The sequence below is a fragment of the Acinetobacter parvus DSM 16617 = CIP 108168 genome, from assembly GCF_000368025.1.
Lineage (GTDB): Bacteria > Pseudomonadota > Gammaproteobacteria > Pseudomonadales > Moraxellaceae > Acinetobacter > Acinetobacter parvus.
The window spans coordinates 377,775-397,662 of record NZ_KB849211.1; the positions used below are offsets into that span (position 1 = coordinate 377,775).

Sequence of the window (19,888 nt, forward strand, 5' to 3'; positions counted from 1 at the left end):
ATAAAATTAGTGATTTATTTCGCCATCTTAAAGTTGGTCAAATTGAATGTCGTAAACGACGGATTTTGGTTGGTCGGGTGAAACTATATATAAGTGCACTACAGTTAGAAAATGGAGAGCTTTTACTCGTCGTTTCTCCTCAGTTTAATGCCAATGCTATTCAGGATTATGCATTACGCTGGGAAATTGAAACCTTATTCAGTTGTCTCAAAGGACGCGGGTTTAATCTTGAAAATACGCGCTTGACAGACCCTAGACGAGTGAAAAAATTGATTGCGGTGTTAGCTATAAGCTTCTGTTGGTGTTACTTAACGGGTGAATGGCAACATGATCAAAAAAAAGTGATAAAAATAAAGAAGCATGGACGACTCTCAATGAGTTTATTTCGCTATGGTTTAGACTATGTTCAAATGGCGATTCAGCGTTTAATTGGTTTTGGGAAAAAAGAAGAGTTTAAGGAAATTTTGGCAATTTTAAGAAGGCAGAACCCTGATAGGATAAGGGTTCTGTGAAATTTGTCGTGTACAGAGTAAATACTTATTGAAAATTTCTAGTTCAGCTTTAATTTTATGCAATTCCGAATTCTTCTGATGGTAATCAACTAGAAGTTGCTTCTGTAAAGCACTCTTATCGTATGAAAGTTCCAATAAACCTAAAAATTTTTTACGGTCAGCATTCGTACTATACTTATAAGTACAACCAGATTTATCAATTTTTAATAGTTGTAATTCTCCTAGCTCTCTAATCATCTGGTAAATTTTTTGGTAATGCTTTTTTGATTTAAATTCAGGAAAAATTTGAATAAATCCCTCATAGATATACTTAAATTCACTTTTCTCAAAAGTATTTCTAGACAGATATATTAAAATATTCTGTTTGAGACTGGGAGTAACCTTCATTCTTTAGCCAAAAAAACACGGAATATCCTATTTTGGGATATTTTCTCTCATAGTTCAATATCTAATACTATGAGTTCATTACACGACCCCAGATATAGGGCACTTATCGAAAAATTAATTAAATTACGTGAGTCAAAAGTAATGACTCAGGTAGAACTTGCATCATCTTTAAAAAAGCCTCAGTCATATATAGCTAAAGTTGAAAATTTTGACCGTCGAATTGATATTATTGAATTACAAGATTGGCTCAAGGCATTAGATACAGAAATACCTATTTTTTTTAGTTAATTTTTTCTTTTTATTTACACTTTTAAATATTTGGGTAATGCCCCCAAAAATTAAAGTTAGTTATCCCATATATAATTTTTCAGTAAATTTAAATATTTAATAAATAATAAAAATTAACCTTACTGAAATTCTATGAAATCAAATTTCTTAAAAGAATACTTCAATTATAAAGTTACTTTCTTAAGTCAGCTGTCTTTAATAATAAAGATATGGTTAAAAATCTACTTTTTACATGACTATTGCTATCAACACTCGATGCTAAGTTATCACAATACGACAATTTTTATCAATTTTAAGGTTGAAAATTAAATTATTGACACAATTAACATACAAACATTAAAATTTGAAAAGTTTATGAATACAGAGAATAACCAAAATATTGTAAAAGTCCTCAGCCTCAATGGTGGAGGTGTCAGAGGTTTATTTACAATTAGTTTTCTAGCAGAAATCGAAAGAATAATTGAATCACAAAAAAACATAGAAAATGTGAAAATTGGCGATTATTTTGATTTAATCACAGGAACTTCGATTGGAGGAATTCTTGCATTAGGTTTAGCTTCTGGGAAAAGTGCAAGAGAATTAGAATTAGTGTTTAAAGAAAATGCTTCTAAGATTTTTCCAACTTATAGATATATTTTAAAGAAATTTCTTTTGCCTTTCTCCCCTATTTATAGCAGTGTCCCTCTATACAAAACAATTACTAGCATGATTGATGAAAATAAAGTTTTCAATGATCTGGATCGTCGCGTTATGATTCCAACAGTAAATTTATCTAGTGGAAATCCATTTTTCTTCAAAACACCTCATGATCCATCCTTTACAAGAGATGGGGTGCTAAAGTTGATAGATGCTGCAATGGCCACTTCTGCTGCTCCTACATATTTTAGTCCGCATTATTGTGCAGATAAAGAAGCATACTTTGCAGATGGTGGGCTTGTTGCTAACAATCCAAGTTTTATTGGTTTGAAAGAAGTATTACATAATATGAAAAGTGATTTTCCAGATACAAAAATAGAAGATGTAAAAATCTTGAATGTTGGAACATTAAATGAACATTATTGTTTAAGACCAAAATTACTTGGGAAAAAATGTCATAAAGGATATTTAGGGTTATGGGGCGTTGGAGAGAGATTAGTTTTAAGTACAATGACAGCGAACCAAAATCTTCATCGATTCATGTTAATTAGAGAATTTAGACCCTATGGATTAGAGAAAATTAACTTTATTGAAGTAGATGGTACAATCCCTAATGAAGCATCCAAAGATATCACTCTTGATAATGCTTCGACTGACAGTCTAAAACATTTAGTTGGAAGTGGAAAACAAATAGCAACTGAAAAGTTTGCACAGGAAGAAAACTTAAAAGTATTTTTTAAAGATAAAGCTAAACCCTTTAAAAGAGGAACTCTAGCAATTAGTTAATTTTATAACCTGATCTATCATTATAAACTGATATATAAAATGAAATTAAGCACATTGCTGTTGCGAATTTAGGTGAAAAATTTATGTTTGATTCTTTAAGAAGACAGCAATTAATTGATGAATTACATGTAAATGATTTTCGTCGATTATCACTAGATAAATTGACATACAAAAATGAAATTTATAGTATGACTTCTCTATTCGATGGGGAGGAAATATTTTATATAGGCAAGATTGAATTATCACTCCAAGATAATCTCTATAGCTTTGATATACTTATTTGTATATATGATCTAACACTAATTTCTCTACCGTCTGTTTATCTAATTTCACCAATTGATAGCATTCTCAAACTCCCAGTACCACACATTACTCCAAAGACTGATCTAAAGATTCAAGAAAGAGAACTCCATACAATATGTTATGCATTTGCAGATGATATTACTATTCCAAGATATAATTCTAAAGAATTAGTAAAATTTATTATTAGTCAAACTAAAAAAACATTGATTGATGTTATAGATTCAACGTCATTAAAAAACAATCTGAATGCTGAAATCGAACCTATGTGGGTGTGTTTATCTAATAGACAAAAAAGTGTATTAAGTGCTAAAAATTTTGGATTATTTCCTAGTGAAAATAAGAAAGTTATTGATTTTAATATAATTAGTGATGGAAGTAATGCCAGACTAAACGGTAAACTTGTTTATGTGTCAAGTGACTGTCAAGTTCCAGCATTTAGTATTTTTTTAAAGCCTGATTTTACAGTTATTTCTTTAAATCATTTTTTTCTTTGGATTAAAAAGTGGGATATCTCAGCACATGATGTTCTATTAAAAGCTTTAAAAAAATTTAAAGAATTTGAAAAACATTTTTTCTTTGGCTTTTACTATAATGGAGCTATTTTATATTTTTCTATCAAACTTGATTCACCAACTATTAATAGAATAATGAGTTTAAAAGACTTAAAAAAAATTCAATTCAATGGTAATCAAAATTTAGGTTTTAGTCGTGGTATTCCAATTGATCTTAATAATATGGTGAACAGAAATCTTCAAGATTTGACGTATAAAAAAAGTCTTAAAGAGTTAAGAATCTTACAGGTAGGTTGTGGTTCTATAGGTGGCTATCTTGTGGATACCCTTTTTAAGGTGGGGGCAATGAATGGAGAAAAATCTCAATTAACTTTAGTTGATTCTGATTATCTAAAAACTGATAATTTGGGCCGCCATTTCTTAGGTAGTTCCTATTTAGGTCTGAATAAGGCAGAAGCTTTAAAAACTCACTTAGAAATAAATTATAAAAAATATTTAATTAATGAAAAATTAAATATCAATTTTAAAGATTCTAATATTGAAAATATTGATAAAAGCTTTTTTGATGATTTTGATTTAATTATTGATGCAACAGGAAAGTTGGAAGTAGCACAATATCTAAATGAAATTGTAAATGTACAACCTAAAGAAAAACAGATTCCAATACTTCATTTGTGGATCTTCGCAAATGGTGAATGTGTTCAAGCTTTTTGGAATGACAGTAAAATTTTATCAAATAATGGTGGATGTCATCACTGCTTAACTACACTTTGGGATACTGATCCTAAATATTATTACCCACTAAAAGAGACAAGTAGAGAAGCAACTATTAGGGTAAGTAGACCTTGTTCAAATTATACCCCATATTCTGTTAGTTCTAGTTTGAATGTAGTCGGTTTAGCAATTGAAATCCTTCTAGCTTGGAAAGCTAACAATTTAAATAAGAATTATTTTACTAGTTATGCTCCAACATCACTAACATATCACAATGATGATCTTAAGAAAGAAGTTTATAAACAAGCTAATTGTTTAATATGCAAATAAAAATCACGAGTATTCTTGAAAATTTGATATGCCAACCCAACTTATAAATCAGATCAGTTATATAATATTTTTAATTACTAACTATCTAGTATCTTATTAATAAGACTGATAATTTTAGTAACTTCTATGGAGTTACTGTTTTATATTTTAAATACTTCTTACCAGAGAATGCTTAATGACAAATAATATAGTTTTAAATGCTCATCGAGGTTATCGTGCAAAGGAAGATGGCTTTCTTCGTACATTAATTCCAACCGAAGACACTATTAAAGAATTAAATGAATGCCGAAAAAAAATTAGAGCGTGCTTAAAAACAGGTTTAAGATCTTTCATTGATGACTATAACTCAGAAGGACCAAATCCTAAATTTCGTATTCAAGGTTCGTGGGCTTATGGTTTATGTAACCTGCCAGCACATAAAGGACAAGAACTTGATCTCGATTACGGTGTGTACCTTTCTGCGGAGATTTTTGATGAGTGTACAGAGTATTCAAAAGAAACTTTGAAAAGCTACTTTTTAAAAGTTGAGGATCTTTTAAAAGACTTAGCGATTGAACAAAATTGGACATTAGATACTGAAGATAATATAAACTGCATTAGGTTATTGGTGAACTCTTTCACTCATTTGGATGTTCCCGTCTATATTGTGCCTAAAGACATGTTTGATTCACTTGAAGAATATAGTGAGCTTCAAGTTGGTATTCGTAAAAGTAGTGTAAGAGCAGGTCTCGAAGACTATAATTTATCTGATTCTTTAGCGATGGATTCAGATCTTTTATATGAAAACTTTAAATTTGAAAGCCGTGGTTTATTATATGAGGAAAAATTTAAAGACCATATTGATCTTGAGAATATTAAACGAATAACTATGGCTCAGCGAGATGGGGGCTATAGGGAAAGTGATTGTGAACAAGTAAGACAATGGTTTTTAAATTTTCTATCTGAACAAGAGGATAACGGTAGCCAACTTCGTTTTATTTGCAGATATCTTAAAGCTTGGCGAGATTACCACTGGGAAAAAGGTGGAGGACCTAGTTCAATTCTGTTAATGGTTATTGCTTGTCAAAATTATAAGTTTGTTGAAAGTCGTGATGATTTAGCTTTATTAAACATCTTGCACGCTCTACCAAATCGTCTAAAAGAATCTGTTTTTGAAAATGGAATTCCTGACCATGAAAATGAAGACTTTAATAGGATTAAACCTGAAAACCGTCTGTATTGCTCTAAGAAAGCAACTCAATTCTTGAACTTAATAAAAGATGGTCTATCAACAACAGAAAAAAAATATTGTTTGAGTTATCATATTGATGCATTTGGGATACGGTATCCAAATAATGAGGATTATGTTATTGCATCTAAACTCCCCTTTTCTGAAGAAGACACTTTTAAACAAAATTTAACTAGTTCTCAAACAGCTAAAGTATTACCTTCCGTTACGAGTGGTTAAAACTATGGAAGTAGGATATGTCACACTTTCAGATCAAAAACATACTTTCTACATACGAATTAATTTAGATGTTTTATCAAAATTAAACTCATTTAGGCAAGTCAAGGGCTATATGCCTGAATCTGGTGGGGTTTTGATAGGAGAAGTATATGGAAATAATGGATTTTGGATAAAAGATGTGACTATTCCTAGTAAAAAAGATATTTCTTCTAGATTTAGATTTATTAGACAAGATCCATCACATCAACAGATTGTTGAAAATTGGCACACAAAGTCAAAAGGCACTATGCAATATTTAGGTGAATGGCATTCTCATCCAGAAAAAAAACCTAGTCCTTCTTTAATAGATCTATGTAGTTGGAAAAAACTTTCTTTAAAAATGGGAAGACAAATGGGAATACAACCATTTTTATTCCTAATTTTAAGCATGGTCGATTTTCAACGAGACTGGATTGCAGTTTATGAAGGGCGAAATAATTATACAGTTTTAGATGCCTCTGCAATTACGTAACTTTTATATTCTGATTGAAATGAAAGTTAGCCATCTCAAATGAATCAATATTTTTACATTTTCTATCAATTAAATTTAACACAATTTCGCCACATGTATTTGAATTAGTCCAATATATCCCTGTTAATATTTTTCCATTATCCGTTAAGCTTAAATCACCGCTACCAAAAGTGACTTTATTTTCACTATTTCTAGTTCTATAGAACTTATAAGTGTAAAGAAAATTAGTAGTTTCTGTGTCTTTATTTTGGGATAAAGCCGTAATTACTGATTCTGATTTTTGATTAGAGGTAAAAGATTTTATAGTAGTTATTAAAAAGGTTTGTTTAACATAAAAATAAATCTTAATAGGAGGAATTTGTTGCCCTTCGGAGTTTTTATAATTACTGATTAAGTATCCTTTCCATAGACCGTGTACTATTGGTTTACCAATAAATTTAGCTAATCGTGCATGTTGAATTGTGACTGATCTAAGTAGAAATCCCAAAACAATTAAAGCTAAAGAAATAGAAGGTGTTATTGATTGAATTATAGAAAGCTTTAACCATCCCAATAGATTTATACCTTGTATTAATAAAAAAATTATAAAAGCTATAAATAAGAAAAAATAGATTATCTTCTGTAATTCACTAAATTTTAAGACAATGAAACTCACACTTTCACCTGTTCATATATATCAATGCCATTTTTAAATATTTTAATAATTTTATCTGAGCTAATTAGTCCAACACATAAAATCCCATCTATTTTTGAAGTGAGAAATGCGGTCATTTCACGAGCACCACAAGGTGTAATAGCTTCTAAATTAAGATCATTTATCAACTCTACTGGTGGAGAAATATATTGTGAAATATGTGTTATTTCCATAGTTTTAATATCTATAAAGTGAAAACCATCATGATAAGGTGATGAATACTCAGAAATTTTTAAAAGGGTTTTTATTGGATAGCTAAAACATAAATCAGAAGATAATTTTTTTTCATGTAAAGTTAAATATGGAAGATTATTTAAACTTTTATAAAATACAATTCCTAAGCCAGTAAACTCTTTACTACTGTTACAACATATTTCAGTGAGTGAAGCTGTTATTTCATTTTCTAGTGATCTTGCCACTGATTTCACCTAACTAAATTTATTAACAATACTATAATCAATTGATTTTAAATTTCTTTACCATAAAAATCTATAAACACCTGAATAGCCACCAAAATTCTAGACATACATTCTCATCTTTTTGACCACCCTTATTGCTTGATAAGTTTTTGTATAATACTTATTAAACTAAATTCTAGATAGGAATTTATAGAATTTAGTCTTAAGCAGCTGAATTTAGAACCTGAAAATATTTATTTTAAAAATAAACCGAATAAGTAGTTTTTTTCAGCTAGTGATCTATATACGGATTGCAATACCAAAAAATTGAAATTTACAGAATAAAATAAAACCACTAAAAGGCACATACAGTTAAGTAGTACTTATTTTTAGATAATGGCTACAAGAAATTTACCTAGTTTAGAAATTTAGTGATTTTACTATATCCGGTCTTGATATCTTTATAGTATAGTACAACATATTGAACTATATGCTCACTATAAAGAGATGCGTTCTTGCTCGACTAGCTAATAATTCAAATCTACACAAATAAATCTTCATAAAGTTTTGATTTTTCCAGATGTTGAACTTAACCACAGATTTAAATCAAATTTATATTTTGCTAAATCAGATTTAGTAGGGATATTTTCACTTGACAAGATTTTTTTAGATAACATATGAATTGCTGGTCGATTCACAGTTTCCACTATGACCAAAATATCATTAAAAAAGCTTAGACACGTGTATCCAGAACTCAGATCATTATCAAGAGTAATAGTATCAAGCTCTCGATCAGTATCAAGATTAACTCCAGCTATTTGAATTTTCATATCCCGTTGATCTGACCAGAACCATGGTAAAGCACTATAACTTTCAGGAATGTCTTTAAGAAGTTTTTGAGATAAATAACGTGCTTGATCCATTGTATTTTGCACTGACTCTAAACGGATACTATGATTTAGATAAGGAAACTGAGCACAATCTCCAATTGCATAAATTGATGGGTCAGATGTACATAGGTTGTCATTAACTACAATACCATTATCAACGTCCAGCCCAATTGATTCTGCTAGATAAACATTTGGTTTGGAACCAATTCCCACTACAACAAGATCGGCAGGAAGACTCATTTTAGAGCTTAGTGTGACACTTGTTATGTTATGATCCTTTACAGCCCAATCTGCTATTCTTTCATAATCATAAAATTTTACACCATTGGAGATATGCTGTTCTTTTATAAAAGAAGATAACTTTTTTGATACTGATTTTCTGAGCACCTGATTACCAGAAGAAACAACATGAACTTCTTTATCTAGTTTTTTTACAAGACCGGCCATCTCCAGACCAATAAAACCGGTGCCCACCACTACTATATTGTGTGCTGTATCAAGTGCTTTTTTCAGATTTTTAGCATTCTTCAAATCCGAAATCATATAAACATTTTTATAATTTAATTCGCAAAAATCCAACTTGTTAGGTGTAACACCTACAGCAAAAATTAGGCTATCGTAAAATACACTTTTATTATCCTCGTATATTACTTTTTTATTCTTTCGCTCTACCATCGTAACCTCACTAAAAACTATCTCAATAGCATTAGAGTGATAAAACTCAGGTGGCCTAAAAAACACCCTGTCTTCTTCCATCGAACCTAATAAATAATCCTTAGAAAGTGGAGGACGTTGATACGGAAAATCATTTTGTTTTTCAAAAATGATAATACGTCCTTTATAACCATCTCGCCTTAGTGTGTTTGCAAGCTGAAAACCAGCATGTCCACCACCAATTATTACAATTGTATTATGCATTTATTGTCCTTAATCCAATTATTTAAAAAAGTGGGATTTATTAACCATTTAAATTTTAAATACTTATAAGTTCATCGGGTAATATTATTCACAAGCTACTATGTCTAGGCCATGAAATTATTCATAATAAACTTGAGCATAGCAACCTGTAGAGGGATAACTTTCTAATTACTACCATTCACTTTTGGGGATGTGAACAACTAATCCATCAATGCTGGGAGATGCTTTAATTTGGCATGATAATCTTGAATATTCATTAACATCATTTGCAAATGTTAAAATATCTTTCTCCATCGGTGAAGCTTCTGGAAGTTTGCTCATCCAAATAGGATCTACATGAATATGACACGTTGCACAAGAACAACTACCACCACAGTCCGCATCAATTCCACTTAGATTACTCTTAAGTGCTGCTTCCATAACACTTTCACCATCGTTAAGCTCTATGCTAATCTGATTCCCTGTGTGTTCAATATAAGTTACTTTAATCATAATTTACCTTATAAATCTATATCTTAAAAAACAACTACCTTTGTATCTAAAGCTTTCGCACTTTCATATTTAGGTGGTATTTTTTGATTTCGAGCTTTGCGACCACAAAAAACTTCAAAAATTTTTTGATCAGTCATTTTCAAATAAAAGTTATGCTGTTTAAGATAACTAAACGGCTTTGCCAATTGTTCTTTATACATATGACCTGGATAGACCAAAACGTTGTCGGGAATAACTGAGCGCAAAAATTGTATAGACTGGTACATTTGCTCAACAGAGCCATCAGGCCCTGAGCACAAACCACAACCTTCAATAAACAATGTATCGCCAGTAAATAATTTATCGCCAACTAAAAAACAACTAGTGCCAGATGTGTGTCCAGGCGTAAGTAGAGCGAAACACTGAACAGAACCGCATAAAAGTTCAGTGTCTTTAGAAAATGTCTGCAGGTTTGAATGTTTATAACCTGAAACACTAGCCTCTCTACTAGACATAAATATAGGGCAATTTAATGTAGAGGAAATCTCAGCAGCTTCATGTACATGGTCAGCATGTGTGTGAGTAATTAAGATTCCTCTACATTTTAGGCCATAATCATTTATGTAGCCGATGATAAATCTTGCATCCCAGCCAGGATCTACAATTACCGCGTCGTTAGTTTTTTTGTCATATAGAATGAACATATAATTAAGAAAAACATCTCGACCAGACTCAATAACTGCAATTTCATAGCTACATAGGCTTTTAAATGACTCAATAGTAAACTGCATGATTCAAGCAACTAAATTAAGAAGATTTTTATAATTCTCTCTCATTACCACTTTTTGAACTTTACCCATAATGTTACGCGGTAACTGCTCTACAAATATAATTTTCGCTGGCACTTTCTCTGGAGTTAATTTATTTCTAAGCAGTGTTTGGATAGTATTTTCAAGAGAGTTTAGTTCTGCATCAGGTGAGTAAGCCACAATAGCCACTGGTAATTGATAAGAGTTGTTACTAGGTACTGCAATAACTGCACTTTCTTTAACACCTTGAACAGAATCTATTATAGTTTCAATCTCCTTAGGGAATATCACCTGTGTTTCTGAAATAACAACTGCATCCTTGACTCTACCAATAATATGTAAGTAACCATCTTCATCAAACTTTCCGTAATCACCAGTTATAAAGTAACCGTCTGATTTCATATCCTCAGCAGTCTTTTCCGGTAGGCGCCAGTATCCAGAAAATAAATTCTCTCCTTTCATTTCAACAAACCCAATTTCTCCTTTAGCAGCAACCTTTCCGTTCGCTGGAGAGATAATTCGTACATCCACATTTGGTAAAGGAAAACCTACGCTATTTGGTCTACGTTCATGATCATAAGGATTAGACGCAATCATACTACCCTCGGTCATACCATAACGTTCAAGAATTGTGTGACCGGTAGCCTCCTGCCAATCCAAATGTGTTTGAGGCAACATTGGGGCAGAACCTGATAGGAATAAGCGCATATTTTTTGTAGCTTGCTTAAGATTTTGTTTACCAAGTAATGCCATATAAAAAGGAGGGACGCCCATTAGTACAGTTGCTTTTGGTAAAACACTCATGATTTTATCTACATCAAATCCCTGTAAATAAATCATGGAACTCGCTGAAAACAGTGCGACGTTAGTTGCAGTGAAAAGTCCGTGTAAATGAAAAAGTGGTAAGGCGTGGATTAATACATCTTTATCAGTAAAGCGCCAATACGAAACTAAAGTTTCAGCATTGGTTGCTAATGAACGGTGTGTATGAACAACTCCTTTAGGTCGACCAGTTGTGCCTGATGTATATAAAATAGCTGCAATATCTTCAGGACCTCGCTCAATCGAGCAAAATTCACTCACGACTGTACTATGCTTAGCTTCGTTTAGTGTCCCACTCTCATCTGTATTTAGAGTAAATGTTTTAACACTATTATTTGTTTTACTATCACTTAAGCATTTTTGAACAGCAGTAAGCGATTTATCCTGACATACAATAATTTTAGGTTCTGCATTATCAATGAAATATGCTAGATCATCGTCTGAATAAGCTGAATTTATTGGTACATAGATCGCGCCAGCTAGAATAGTTCCAACATAAAGCTCCAGTGAAGTAACAGTTTTTGGGGCATAATTTAATACTCTGTCTCCTGCTTTAACGCCCGATTCGATTAAAATTTGAGCAATTATCTCACTATTTCCAAAAAATTCACCATATGAAATATTCTCTTCCGTTTCAAAGATCTCGATAAATACCTTGCTATCAAGATTAATTGATTTATTTCTTAATTTCGCAATCAAGTGATTATTTGAATACATTTAATTTCTCTAATCTAAAATTATTGGTAAGTTACTATTCTGATTTAAATTGTATTTACTTTGAGCTTCACATTTCTAAAAAACGTCCAAAGCTAAATGACATCCTAAAAATGTTCCATTATTACTATGCAGCCTTATCTTCTTTTAGAAGAAACTGCTTATGAATACGGTCATATCCAAGACCAAAACATGCACTGAAAAGGTCATTTCCTTCACCTGAAGTGATTGAGCATGATTTAGAAAACGCTTTTAGATGCAAATTAACAGAGCCACAAGCTAGGCCATTCACAATAAACTCACTCTTAAGATTCTGATTTTCTTGAAATTTTTGTCTAAAATCATTAGCATTAAAGAATGGATCTGTGGCTTTCTCCACCTCCACTTCTAACCCTAGTGAACATATCATTTCAGTTACTTCTTCTTTTACTCTTTCTATCCAATTTTGAACATTCTCAAGATGTTCTGAGAAAAAGATATATTCGCGCATAAGGAAAGTAATCTGGCGCTCTCCCTCTTGATAGTAATCTTCACATCGCGAGCAATAATTCTTATGGGTAATAAGCGTATCACCATTTAAGCTAGTATTTTTTAACGAATTAAAAACTGGATAGCAGCAGGTTGGGGATAATAAATATTTTTCATTAACTTGTATGCTATTGGATACAGTAAATGCGTGTTGCGGGAATGACTTAATATATTTTTCAGCCAAAATAAAACTTTGAGGAAGCATGGGCGATAGTAACTTTTCATCTGCACCCTTAAAACACTTCAGATTGGCTAATTGCTCATCTAAAAATAATTCATGATTACGATTAATGGCTAATGAGTGAATTGTCATATTGATTTTCCAATTAATAGTTTTTTCTAGAAGCTTATGCAAGTTGTTGCGAAAATTTAGATACGATATTTTTTACACTACTAAAGTCTTCAAGATTTATTTCTTCGTACAAGATGGTCTTATTCATTTTTTTTTCCAAAAAAGCAATCAATCCTACAATACTCAAACTATCCACTATTCCTGAATCTATTAGCTCGGTGGACATTTCTATGTTTCCCTTTTCAGCCTTCGTGGCCTCCTCAAGGAATGTAATGATTTCTTGTGAGAATTGCGTTGACATAATTTTCTCCTAAATAATATTGACATGTAAGGTTTGATGATTTTCTCAGGTTCCTGAGTGATGGTATCGCTGGCTAATTAATGTAAATCCCCCTAAAGCAAAAACAAAAGTTATAGCAAGTATATGAAAATTAATAACTAAATTAATTTTTCAAAAAACACTAACTAACGTTTGTTTTTTGCGTTCTTTTTGCTAATATATTCTGTAAATAGAACAACGTCAATAACCTAAGATGAACAAAATTACTGTTGATAAACCTATTATTCCTGATAACAGATTTGGGCATGATGGTGAATTAGAAATGAGACGCCGTTTACCAAGTCCTATTTATCAGTGGGATAAATTCACTCTTAATAACATGATCCAACGAGAAGTGGGTCTAGGAATGTCTCGATTTATTGGAGCTCAAAATTTCTTTTTTGTGGCAACTTCAGATAAAAATGGTAATTGCGATGCAAGCTTTATCAGCACTTTTACGCATCAAAAGATAGATGAAATTTTTCCGACTTGTTTAATTTTAGATAACCGTAAGGAATTGATATTTCCTTATTTTGATGATGATACGTTTGTTAAAAATATAAAAAATATTAAAGAGAACCCTCATGTGGGTTTAATCTTTATAGATTTTATTCGTATTGGACGTATCAGAATCAACGGAAAGGCTTTCTTAGAGGAATTAACAGATGAGGTCAAAGCAATTTGGCCTCGTTGTGTGGGATATGTTCGTGTACTTATAGAACATGCTTATGGGAATTGTCCTGCAAGAATTCCTAAGTTATATCCTATTGAGCTTATAGAGAATGATCTTAACGAAGTAAATCAACTATATCCTTTGTGGGAACATTCGATATTTCAATTAAGAAAAAGCAATAAGATTGAATTGGAACTAGTTGAATTTATTGAATCTCAATCTTTCTTTTTTATTGCAACTGCAAATAACGATGGTCATTGTGATGCGAGTTTTAGAGGGACACAAGGTGATCATGGCTCTGGAAAAAAATTACCAGTTGCTAAAGTTTTTAATGATGGCAAAACTTTAATATTTCCCGATTACAGCGGTAATGCCCTATATAACAGCCTTGGAAATATTTTATTAAATCCAAAAATAAGTATGGTATTCGTCGATTTTACAAGAATAGGCATTTTAAAAGTCACTGGTCAGGTGTTTATTGAAGAAGTAAACACTGATGTAAAGAATATTTGGCCGGAAGCACAGGCTTTTTTACGAGTTGAGATTGAGGAAATTGATGGCAATTGCACGGAAATTATACCTCGGATGATACCGTTATAAATTATTCACAATTTTTTCTGCTAATTAACTTCATGAATCTATATTTATTTATGAGTCGTAAACTAACTGCATATTTAAATGCTTAAATAAAAGGGGATTTTTATAAATGAAAACCAACGAACATATTGTAAGAAATATTGAAGATGGAAAAAAAGTATTTCTTCAAGAAAGCTTTAGAGTAGACCACCCTTTCAGAATAACACGCCAAATTTTTGGGCCAAACGTGCTGGATACGGAGGGTCAAACACATTTAATGCGCAAACGTGAATGGAACACAACTTTTGGGCGTAAAAACATTGAATCGGTTGAATTTCAAAACATATTAAAAAATGCTGTAAGTGAGGGTCTTAAATATGCGATATCTAAAAATAATCTTTTTTTAGTATCGGATTACACTCCCAACAAAGTTATTTTGGATTTGTTAGGATGTGAAAAAATAGACCCTATTGATCATTTAAATATGGTGAAGCCTTTAGTTAATTATCTTGAAACTGGGATTAAATCAGGAAACTATATGCAAGCTAAAGAATACATTAGAAAAATTGAGTTCTATGATAGTTCAAATATATTTGAAAGAATATCTACAAAAGAAAGGGAAAATGATCTCTCACTTTTAGTTGGAGCTGGTGTTGAGACAACCATAGTATCGATGAAAATATTATTAACAGCTTGGGCTAGTAATAACGAGTTGTTCCACAAATCGATTGAAACAATGGGTGTAGATAATTTCATAGTTTGTTTGCTTGATAATGATCCTCCTCTGGGCATGGCAACCAAATATTGTGCTTCTGATACAGAACTGGGCGATAAAATTATTAGTAAAGGCGATATTGTTCATATCAGCATTACAGATACAAATAGTAGCGCAAAGTGTCCAATGCATAATCATAACAATATTACAAAGGAGGATATTAATGAAACAAGATTAACATTTGGTCATGGTAGACATCACTGCCCTGGTCATTTGCTAGCTAAAGCTGAATTGAAGTTGTTGGCAGAAGAATTATTAACATTAAATATAAATGACTTTAATGTTACAAATGCTGAACCAAATTACCAGCGTCCAGTCAATTTTAGACATCCAGCACCTCTTCTTATTGTTCCAAAGTAAAAAACTAATTTTCTATTATTATCTAGGATTGTTTAAATGAAACCAGTTGTATTTATAGATGGCGAGGCTGGTACAACTGGTCTTCAAATTCATACTTTATTATCAGAAAGAAAGGATATTGAGCTCATACATTTACCAGCTAGCGAAAGACGTAGCTCTATTAAAAGATCCGAAATTATTAATGATTGTAATATAGCAATATTGTGTTTGCCTGATGATGCTGCCAAAGAAGCTGTCTCATTTATTCAAAATTCGAGTGTGCGATTGCTTGATGCAAGTTCTGCCCATCGTACAGCTACGAATTGGGTTTATGGATTACCTGAATTAGAAAAAGGACATGATGAAAAGATATCCTTAGCAACAAGAGTATCCAACCCTGGTTGTTATCCAACTGGTGCCATATTAATGCTACGTCCTTTAATATTAAAGGGTATTTTGCCTAGTGATTATCCAATTAATATACACGCTACTTCGGGTTACTCTGGATCGGGAAAAGCACTAATAAGCGCATATGAAGACCCTAATAATCCTAACCCTACCAAGATACCATTTTGTAGCTACGGTCTTAATCTTAATCATAAGCATACCCCCGAGATTAAATCTCAGTCCTTATTAAATTATGCGCCAATATTTTCTCCTAACTATGGAAATTATCGTCAAGGGATAATTCTAAATATACCTATTCATTTACGATTAATTCCAGCCAAAGTAAATGCTGAGCAAGTAAGGAACGTACTAATTAAATATTATGAGGGCTCTCAATTTATAAAAGTAATGGACATGAAGAATATCGAGAATATTAATCAATTGCAGCCAGACTATTTAAATAATACTAATGAACTTCATATCTATGTATTTTCTAACGAAGATAAAGACCAAGTCTTATTGAGCGCTGTTTATGACAATTTAGGTAAAGGAGCTGCTCGCGCTGCTGTACAAAATTTAAATTTAATGTTGGGTGTTAATTATTAAATTTGATTACCTCTTTATTGTAAGATGAGAATATTTAAAATGATTAGTAATTCTTTAAATTTTATTGATCAGTTTGGACGTCAAAAGAAAAAACTTAGGATCTCAATAACAGACCGTTGTAATTTTAAATGTACTTACTGTATGCCTGAACATCCTATATGGGAAAAGAAAAGTAATTTTCTTAGTTTTGAAGAACTTTTTGCATTTTGCCAAATAATGGTAGACGCTGGTATTGAACAAATACGGATTACAGGTGGTGAGCCGCTTATTCGTAGCGGGGTTATTCATTTTATAAGTCAGTTGCAGAATTTGAAGACCAAAGGATTAAAGCGTATTTCTTTAACAACGAATGGACATTATTTAACAAAATATGCCCACCCCCTTAAGTTAGTGGGTTTGGATGACTTGAATGTAAGTTTGGACACACTAAATGCAGATCAATTTCTGAAAATTACAGGGAATAAATTATCTCCAGTTTTGGATGGTATTGAACATGCAATTAAAGTTGGATTAAATCTAAAAATTAATACGGTCTTGATGAAAAATATAAATGAAGACCAAATCTTAGATCTAGTTGCTTGGTCTAAGGAGCGTAAAATTCAAATTCGTTTTATTGAATTTATGCCGCTTGATGGAAATGCATTATGGACAAGTAGCGATGTGGTTAATGAGCAGCAAATCCTAAGTGTTTTAGCTTCAAAGTATATAGTTAATTATGTCATTCAAAATAGTAATCCTGCTAGATTATATTCTTTGGATACAAACTATTCTATTGGAATAATATCTACTGTAAGTAATTCATTTTGCGGGCAATGTGATCGGATACGGATCACTGCAAAAGGAGAACTGTTAAATTGTTTATTTGCTGTAAAAGGCATGGATTTAAAACAACAAATTACTGACTATACTTTGACTAAAACCACTGCTCTAAAGCAGGAAATTTTGCAAAATATTCATCAATATATTTGGAATAAAGACTATGGATTTGACTCGATTGATAAGCATAATAAATCTCGTAGAATTAGTATGAATACAATAGGTGGATAAAATTAAATGTTTAGCATAGATGTTGTAGCTTTTGGCAAAATTTCGGAATACTTACCGGAATCATTTGAACTGAAGATCGATACTCAAGATGAATCTATTACTATAAATCAGGCTCTAAAGATGATAGCTACTCATTACCCCACAGCTGTTCAAGCTTTAGATAAATGTGCATGTGCAATTGAAGACAAAATAGTTACACGTAAAGATACTATATCCAAAAGTGATCAGTTGGTTCTTTTGTCCCCTGTGGCTGGTGGCTAAAATGAATCAAAATAAAACTCAGCTGAAACAGTTTAAAAGAGTTCAGAATAATCCACTTTTACAGGAATTTTTTGATGATATTCAAAGTTTTCCTGAGTGCGGTGGTATTGCTGTTTTTATGGGGACAGTACGTAATCATCATAATGGCAAGCAAGTTAAATCCTTACAATACACAGCGTACGTACCATTAGCTGAAAAGTTGATACGTCAAATTGAAATAGAGGTTCAAAAAAAATTTGGTGTTTCTTATATACGAGTGGTACACCGAGTAGGACTATTGGAAATTGGTGAAATGGCTATAATAGCTATTTGTTATGCGCCACACCGCAAAGAAGCATTTGCCGCTTGTGAGGAAGCTGTAGAAAGAGTAAAACATGAAGCACCAATTTGGAAATTGGAGTTTTATATGGATGGAAGTAGCCAACATGTTGAAGGGTGTTGCATTCGTACTGATTAATTTTTCGTAGCACTGCAAATTATTTATATTCTTTGTACTTGTTAATTATATAAAAGTTTGCAGCCAAAGCGGAAAAAGCTAAAACTAAAGATAGGATTGCCAATCTTATTGCCATAGATTCTCCATCAGGTTGTTGTAAATAAGAATAAATAGCTATCGGGATCGTTCTAGTTTCATCAGGAATATTACCGATAAAAGTAATCGTTGCCCCAAATTCCCCTAAGCTCCTACTAAATCCTAAAATTGAACCAATTAAAATCCCAGGTAAAGCCAAAGGAAAGTGAATTTTGAAGAAAATACTCCAAAAAGATGCTCCCAGCGTTTGAGCTACCTCATCTAATTGACGATCTGATAATTGGAACGCAAGTCGAATTGGCTGCACGACCAATGGAAAACCAACTACCATTGATGCAAGAACAGCACCTTTCCAATTGAATGCTAGCTCAATACCAATTGTATTCAAGAATTGACCAATGCAGCCATTGTTACCAAATATTATTAATAATAAATACCCTAAAACCACAGGGGGTAACACCATCGGAAGTTGTAAAAGCCCTTCGATTAAAAATTTAAATTTAAATTCATAGCGAGCCAAAGCCCATGCCAAAGCTATAGCATACGGCAAGCAAAATAACGTTGCAAAAAATGCAACTTTAGCAGAAAGGTATAATGCGGATATTTCTTCAGGGTTAAGTAGCATATATTTAACCTAACCTTTATTTATAGAAGTGGAAACCATGTTTAATAAAAATATTTTTTACTTGAGGATTCGTGTTAATAAATTTATTAAAATGAATAGCCTCAGAATTTTTTTCACCTTGTTTGGTTAGGGCGATTGGATAAATAATAGCAGGATGTAAGTTGCGAGGAAATATACCAATAATTTTGACCTTTTTACTAATCAAAGCATCAGTCTTATAAACAATTCCTGTATCACATTCACCGCGCTCTACAAATGTTAATGTAGATCGAACACTATCTGTTTCAACTATTCTCCCTTTGAAGCTCTCTAGCCATTTCAAGTTCATCAAAGCATGCTTGGCATATTTTCCTGCTGGTACAGAATCCATTAAGCCCGTACACATACGACCTTTAAAAGCTTTTGCAAAACTAAAGTCCGCTTGCGGCTTAAATTTTACATTTAGGTATTGAGGACTAATAACTACTAATTCATTAGTGAGTATTGGATGAGCACTATGTGCCTGAATCTTCTTTTTTTTAATTAAATAATTCACCCAATCTAAATCTGCAGAAAAAAATATATCGCTATTTGCTCCAGCTTCGACCTGTTTCGCTAAAGATGAAGATGCTCCTAAAATTAAGACTATATTTGTTTTCGGGTTCTGTTTTTCATAAATTTGAGCGATCTCAGTAAGAGTATTACTCAGGCTTGCTGCTGCGAAAAGTTTTACTGAACCAGCGTTAGACGAACTAATTGAACAAAGTGCTATAGATACCAATATAGTTTTTTTCATAATCCACCTCT

At 32.1% G+C, this 19,888-nt stretch carries 21 protein-coding genes and 1 pseudogene; 12 read left to right on the top strand and 10 right to left on the bottom strand.

The genetic code is table 11. The annotated features are described in order from the left end of the window. The 6 genes and pseudogenes from F988_RS03890 to F988_RS03920 all read left to right on the top strand — a co-directional run. Positions 1–512 (top strand): annotated as a pseudogene (locus F988_RS03890) (IS4-like element ISAba1 family transposase); the annotation flags it as partial. 456 nt (positions 513–968) lie between these two features. Next, positions 969–1,187, top strand: a complete 219-nt coding sequence (locus F988_RS03900; RefSeq protein WP_026040060.1) for a helix-turn-helix domain-containing protein — start codon at positions 969–971, stop codon at positions 1,185–1,187. A gap of 354 nt (positions 1,188–1,541) precedes the next feature. Then, on the top strand, positions 1,542–2,609 hold the full coding sequence (locus F988_RS03905; protein ID WP_004681188.1) for a CBASS cGAMP-activated phospholipase: 1,068 nt from the start codon (positions 1,542–1,544) through the stop codon (positions 2,607–2,609). 83 nt (positions 2,610–2,692) lie between these two features. After that, the gene (locus F988_RS03910; RefSeq protein ID WP_004681189.1) at positions 2,693–4,468 is read left to right on the top strand and encodes a ThiF family adenylyltransferase; all 1,776 of its coding nucleotides are present in this window, start codon (positions 2,693–2,695) and stop codon (positions 4,466–4,468) included. Between the two features lie 175 nt (positions 4,469–4,643). Continuing rightward, entirely contained in the window at positions 4,644–5,915 is a 1,272-nt protein-coding gene (locus F988_RS03915) for a CBASS cGAMP synthase (protein ID WP_004681191.1), read from the top strand. Positions 5,916–5,919: 4 nt separating this feature from the next. Further along, on the top strand, positions 5,920–6,426 hold the full coding sequence (locus F988_RS03920; protein ID WP_004681192.1) for a Mov34/MPN/PAD-1 family protein: 507 nt from the start codon (positions 5,920–5,922) through the stop codon (positions 6,424–6,426). Here the strand turns inward: F988_RS03920 and F988_RS03925 are convergent. From F988_RS03925 to F988_RS03960, 8 genes are all read right to left on the bottom strand, one after another. Next, on the bottom strand, positions 6,419–7,081 hold the full coding sequence (locus F988_RS03925; RefSeq protein WP_004681193.1) for a Cap15 family cyclic dinucleotide receptor domain-containing protein: 663 nt from the start codon (positions 7,079–7,081) through the stop codon (positions 6,419–6,421). The genes F988_RS03920 and F988_RS03925 overlap by 8 nt on opposite strands. Then, positions 7,078–7,539 carry a hypothetical protein gene (locus F988_RS03930; protein ID WP_004681195.1) on the bottom strand — a complete coding sequence of 154 codons (462 nt, stop codon included), beginning with the start codon at positions 7,537–7,539 and terminating at the stop codon, positions 7,078–7,080. Before F988_RS03930 ends, F988_RS03925 begins: the two co-directional genes overlap by 4 nt. A 536-nt stretch (positions 7,540–8,075) precedes the next feature. Further along, complete coding sequence (locus F988_RS03935; protein WP_004681199.1) at positions 8,076–9,326, bottom strand: NAD(P)/FAD-dependent oxidoreductase; 1,251 nt, start codon at positions 9,324–9,326, stop codon at positions 8,076–8,078. 171 nt (positions 9,327–9,497) lie between these two features. Next, positions 9,498–9,818, bottom strand: a complete 321-nt coding sequence (locus F988_RS03940) for a 2Fe-2S iron-sulfur cluster-binding protein (protein WP_004681200.1) — start codon at positions 9,816–9,818, stop codon at positions 9,498–9,500. 23 nt (positions 9,819–9,841) lie between these two features. Continuing rightward, complete coding sequence (locus F988_RS03945) at positions 9,842–10,588, bottom strand: MBL fold metallo-hydrolase (protein ID WP_004681201.1); 747 nt, start codon at positions 10,586–10,588, stop codon at positions 9,842–9,844. Between the two features lie 3 nt (positions 10,589–10,591). Further along, positions 10,592–12,145: an AMP-binding protein gene (locus tag F988_RS03950; protein WP_004681202.1), complete on the bottom strand. Its 1,554-nt coding sequence runs from the start codon at positions 12,143–12,145 to the stop codon at positions 10,592–10,594. Positions 12,146–12,269: 124 nt separating this feature from the next. Beyond that, the gene (locus F988_RS03955) at positions 12,270–12,983 is read right to left on the bottom strand and encodes a class-II aminoacyl-tRNA synthetase family protein (protein ID WP_004681203.1); all 714 of its coding nucleotides are present in this window, start codon (positions 12,981–12,983) and stop codon (positions 12,270–12,272) included. A gap of 34 nt (positions 12,984–13,017) precedes the next feature. Then, on the bottom strand, positions 13,018–13,263 hold the full coding sequence (locus F988_RS03960) for an acyl carrier protein (protein ID WP_004681205.1): 246 nt from the start codon (positions 13,261–13,263) through the stop codon (positions 13,018–13,020). A 232-nt stretch (positions 13,264–13,495) separates the two neighbouring features. Between F988_RS03960 and F988_RS03965 the strand changes: the two genes are divergently transcribed. The 6 genes from F988_RS03965 (at position 13,496) to F988_RS03990 (ending at position 18,402) form a co-directional block, all read left to right on the top strand. Further along, a complete protein-coding gene (locus F988_RS03965) occupies positions 13,496–14,554 on the top strand; it encodes a pyridoxamine 5'-phosphate oxidase family protein (protein WP_004681206.1) in 1,059 nt (352 codons plus the stop codon). Between the two features lie 106 nt (positions 14,555–14,660). Next, positions 14,661–15,665, top strand: a complete 1,005-nt coding sequence (locus F988_RS03970; protein ID WP_004681207.1) for a cytochrome P450 family protein — start codon at positions 14,661–14,663, stop codon at positions 15,663–15,665. Between the two features lie 36 nt (positions 15,666–15,701). Further along, positions 15,702–16,637 carry an N-acetyl-gamma-glutamyl-phosphate reductase gene (gene argC / locus F988_RS03975; protein ID WP_004681209.1) on the top strand — a complete coding sequence of 312 codons (936 nt, stop codon included), beginning with the start codon at positions 15,702–15,704 and terminating at the stop codon, positions 16,635–16,637. A 39-nt stretch (positions 16,638–16,676) separates the two neighbouring features. After that, positions 16,677–17,684 (top strand): GTP 3',8-cyclase MoaA, encoded by a 1,008-nt coding sequence (moaA, locus tag F988_RS03980; protein WP_004681210.1) that lies wholly within the window; start codon positions 16,677–16,679, stop codon positions 17,682–17,684. Positions 17,685–17,690: 6 nt separating this feature from the next. Continuing rightward, positions 17,691–17,945 (top strand): MoaD/ThiS family protein, encoded by a 255-nt coding sequence (locus tag F988_RS03985; RefSeq protein ID WP_004681211.1) that lies wholly within the window; start codon positions 17,691–17,693, stop codon positions 17,943–17,945. A 1-nt stretch (position 17,946) separates the two neighbouring features. Then, positions 17,947–18,402: a molybdenum cofactor biosynthesis protein MoaE gene (locus F988_RS03990; protein ID WP_004681212.1), complete on the top strand. Its 456-nt coding sequence runs from the start codon at positions 17,947–17,949 to the stop codon at positions 18,400–18,402. A gap of 19 nt (positions 18,403–18,421) precedes the next feature. On the opposite strand, the gene modB is transcribed toward F988_RS03990, so the two are convergent. Further along, the gene (modB, locus tag F988_RS03995; RefSeq protein WP_004681213.1) at positions 18,422–19,102 is read right to left on the bottom strand and encodes a molybdate ABC transporter permease subunit; all 681 of its coding nucleotides are present in this window, start codon (positions 19,100–19,102) and stop codon (positions 18,422–18,424) included. A gap of 16 nt (positions 19,103–19,118) precedes the next feature. Further along, positions 19,119–19,877, bottom strand: a complete 759-nt coding sequence (gene modA, locus F988_RS04000; RefSeq protein ID WP_004681218.1) for a molybdate ABC transporter substrate-binding protein — start codon at positions 19,875–19,877, stop codon at positions 19,119–19,121. Positions 19,878–19,888 lie beyond the last annotated feature (11 nt).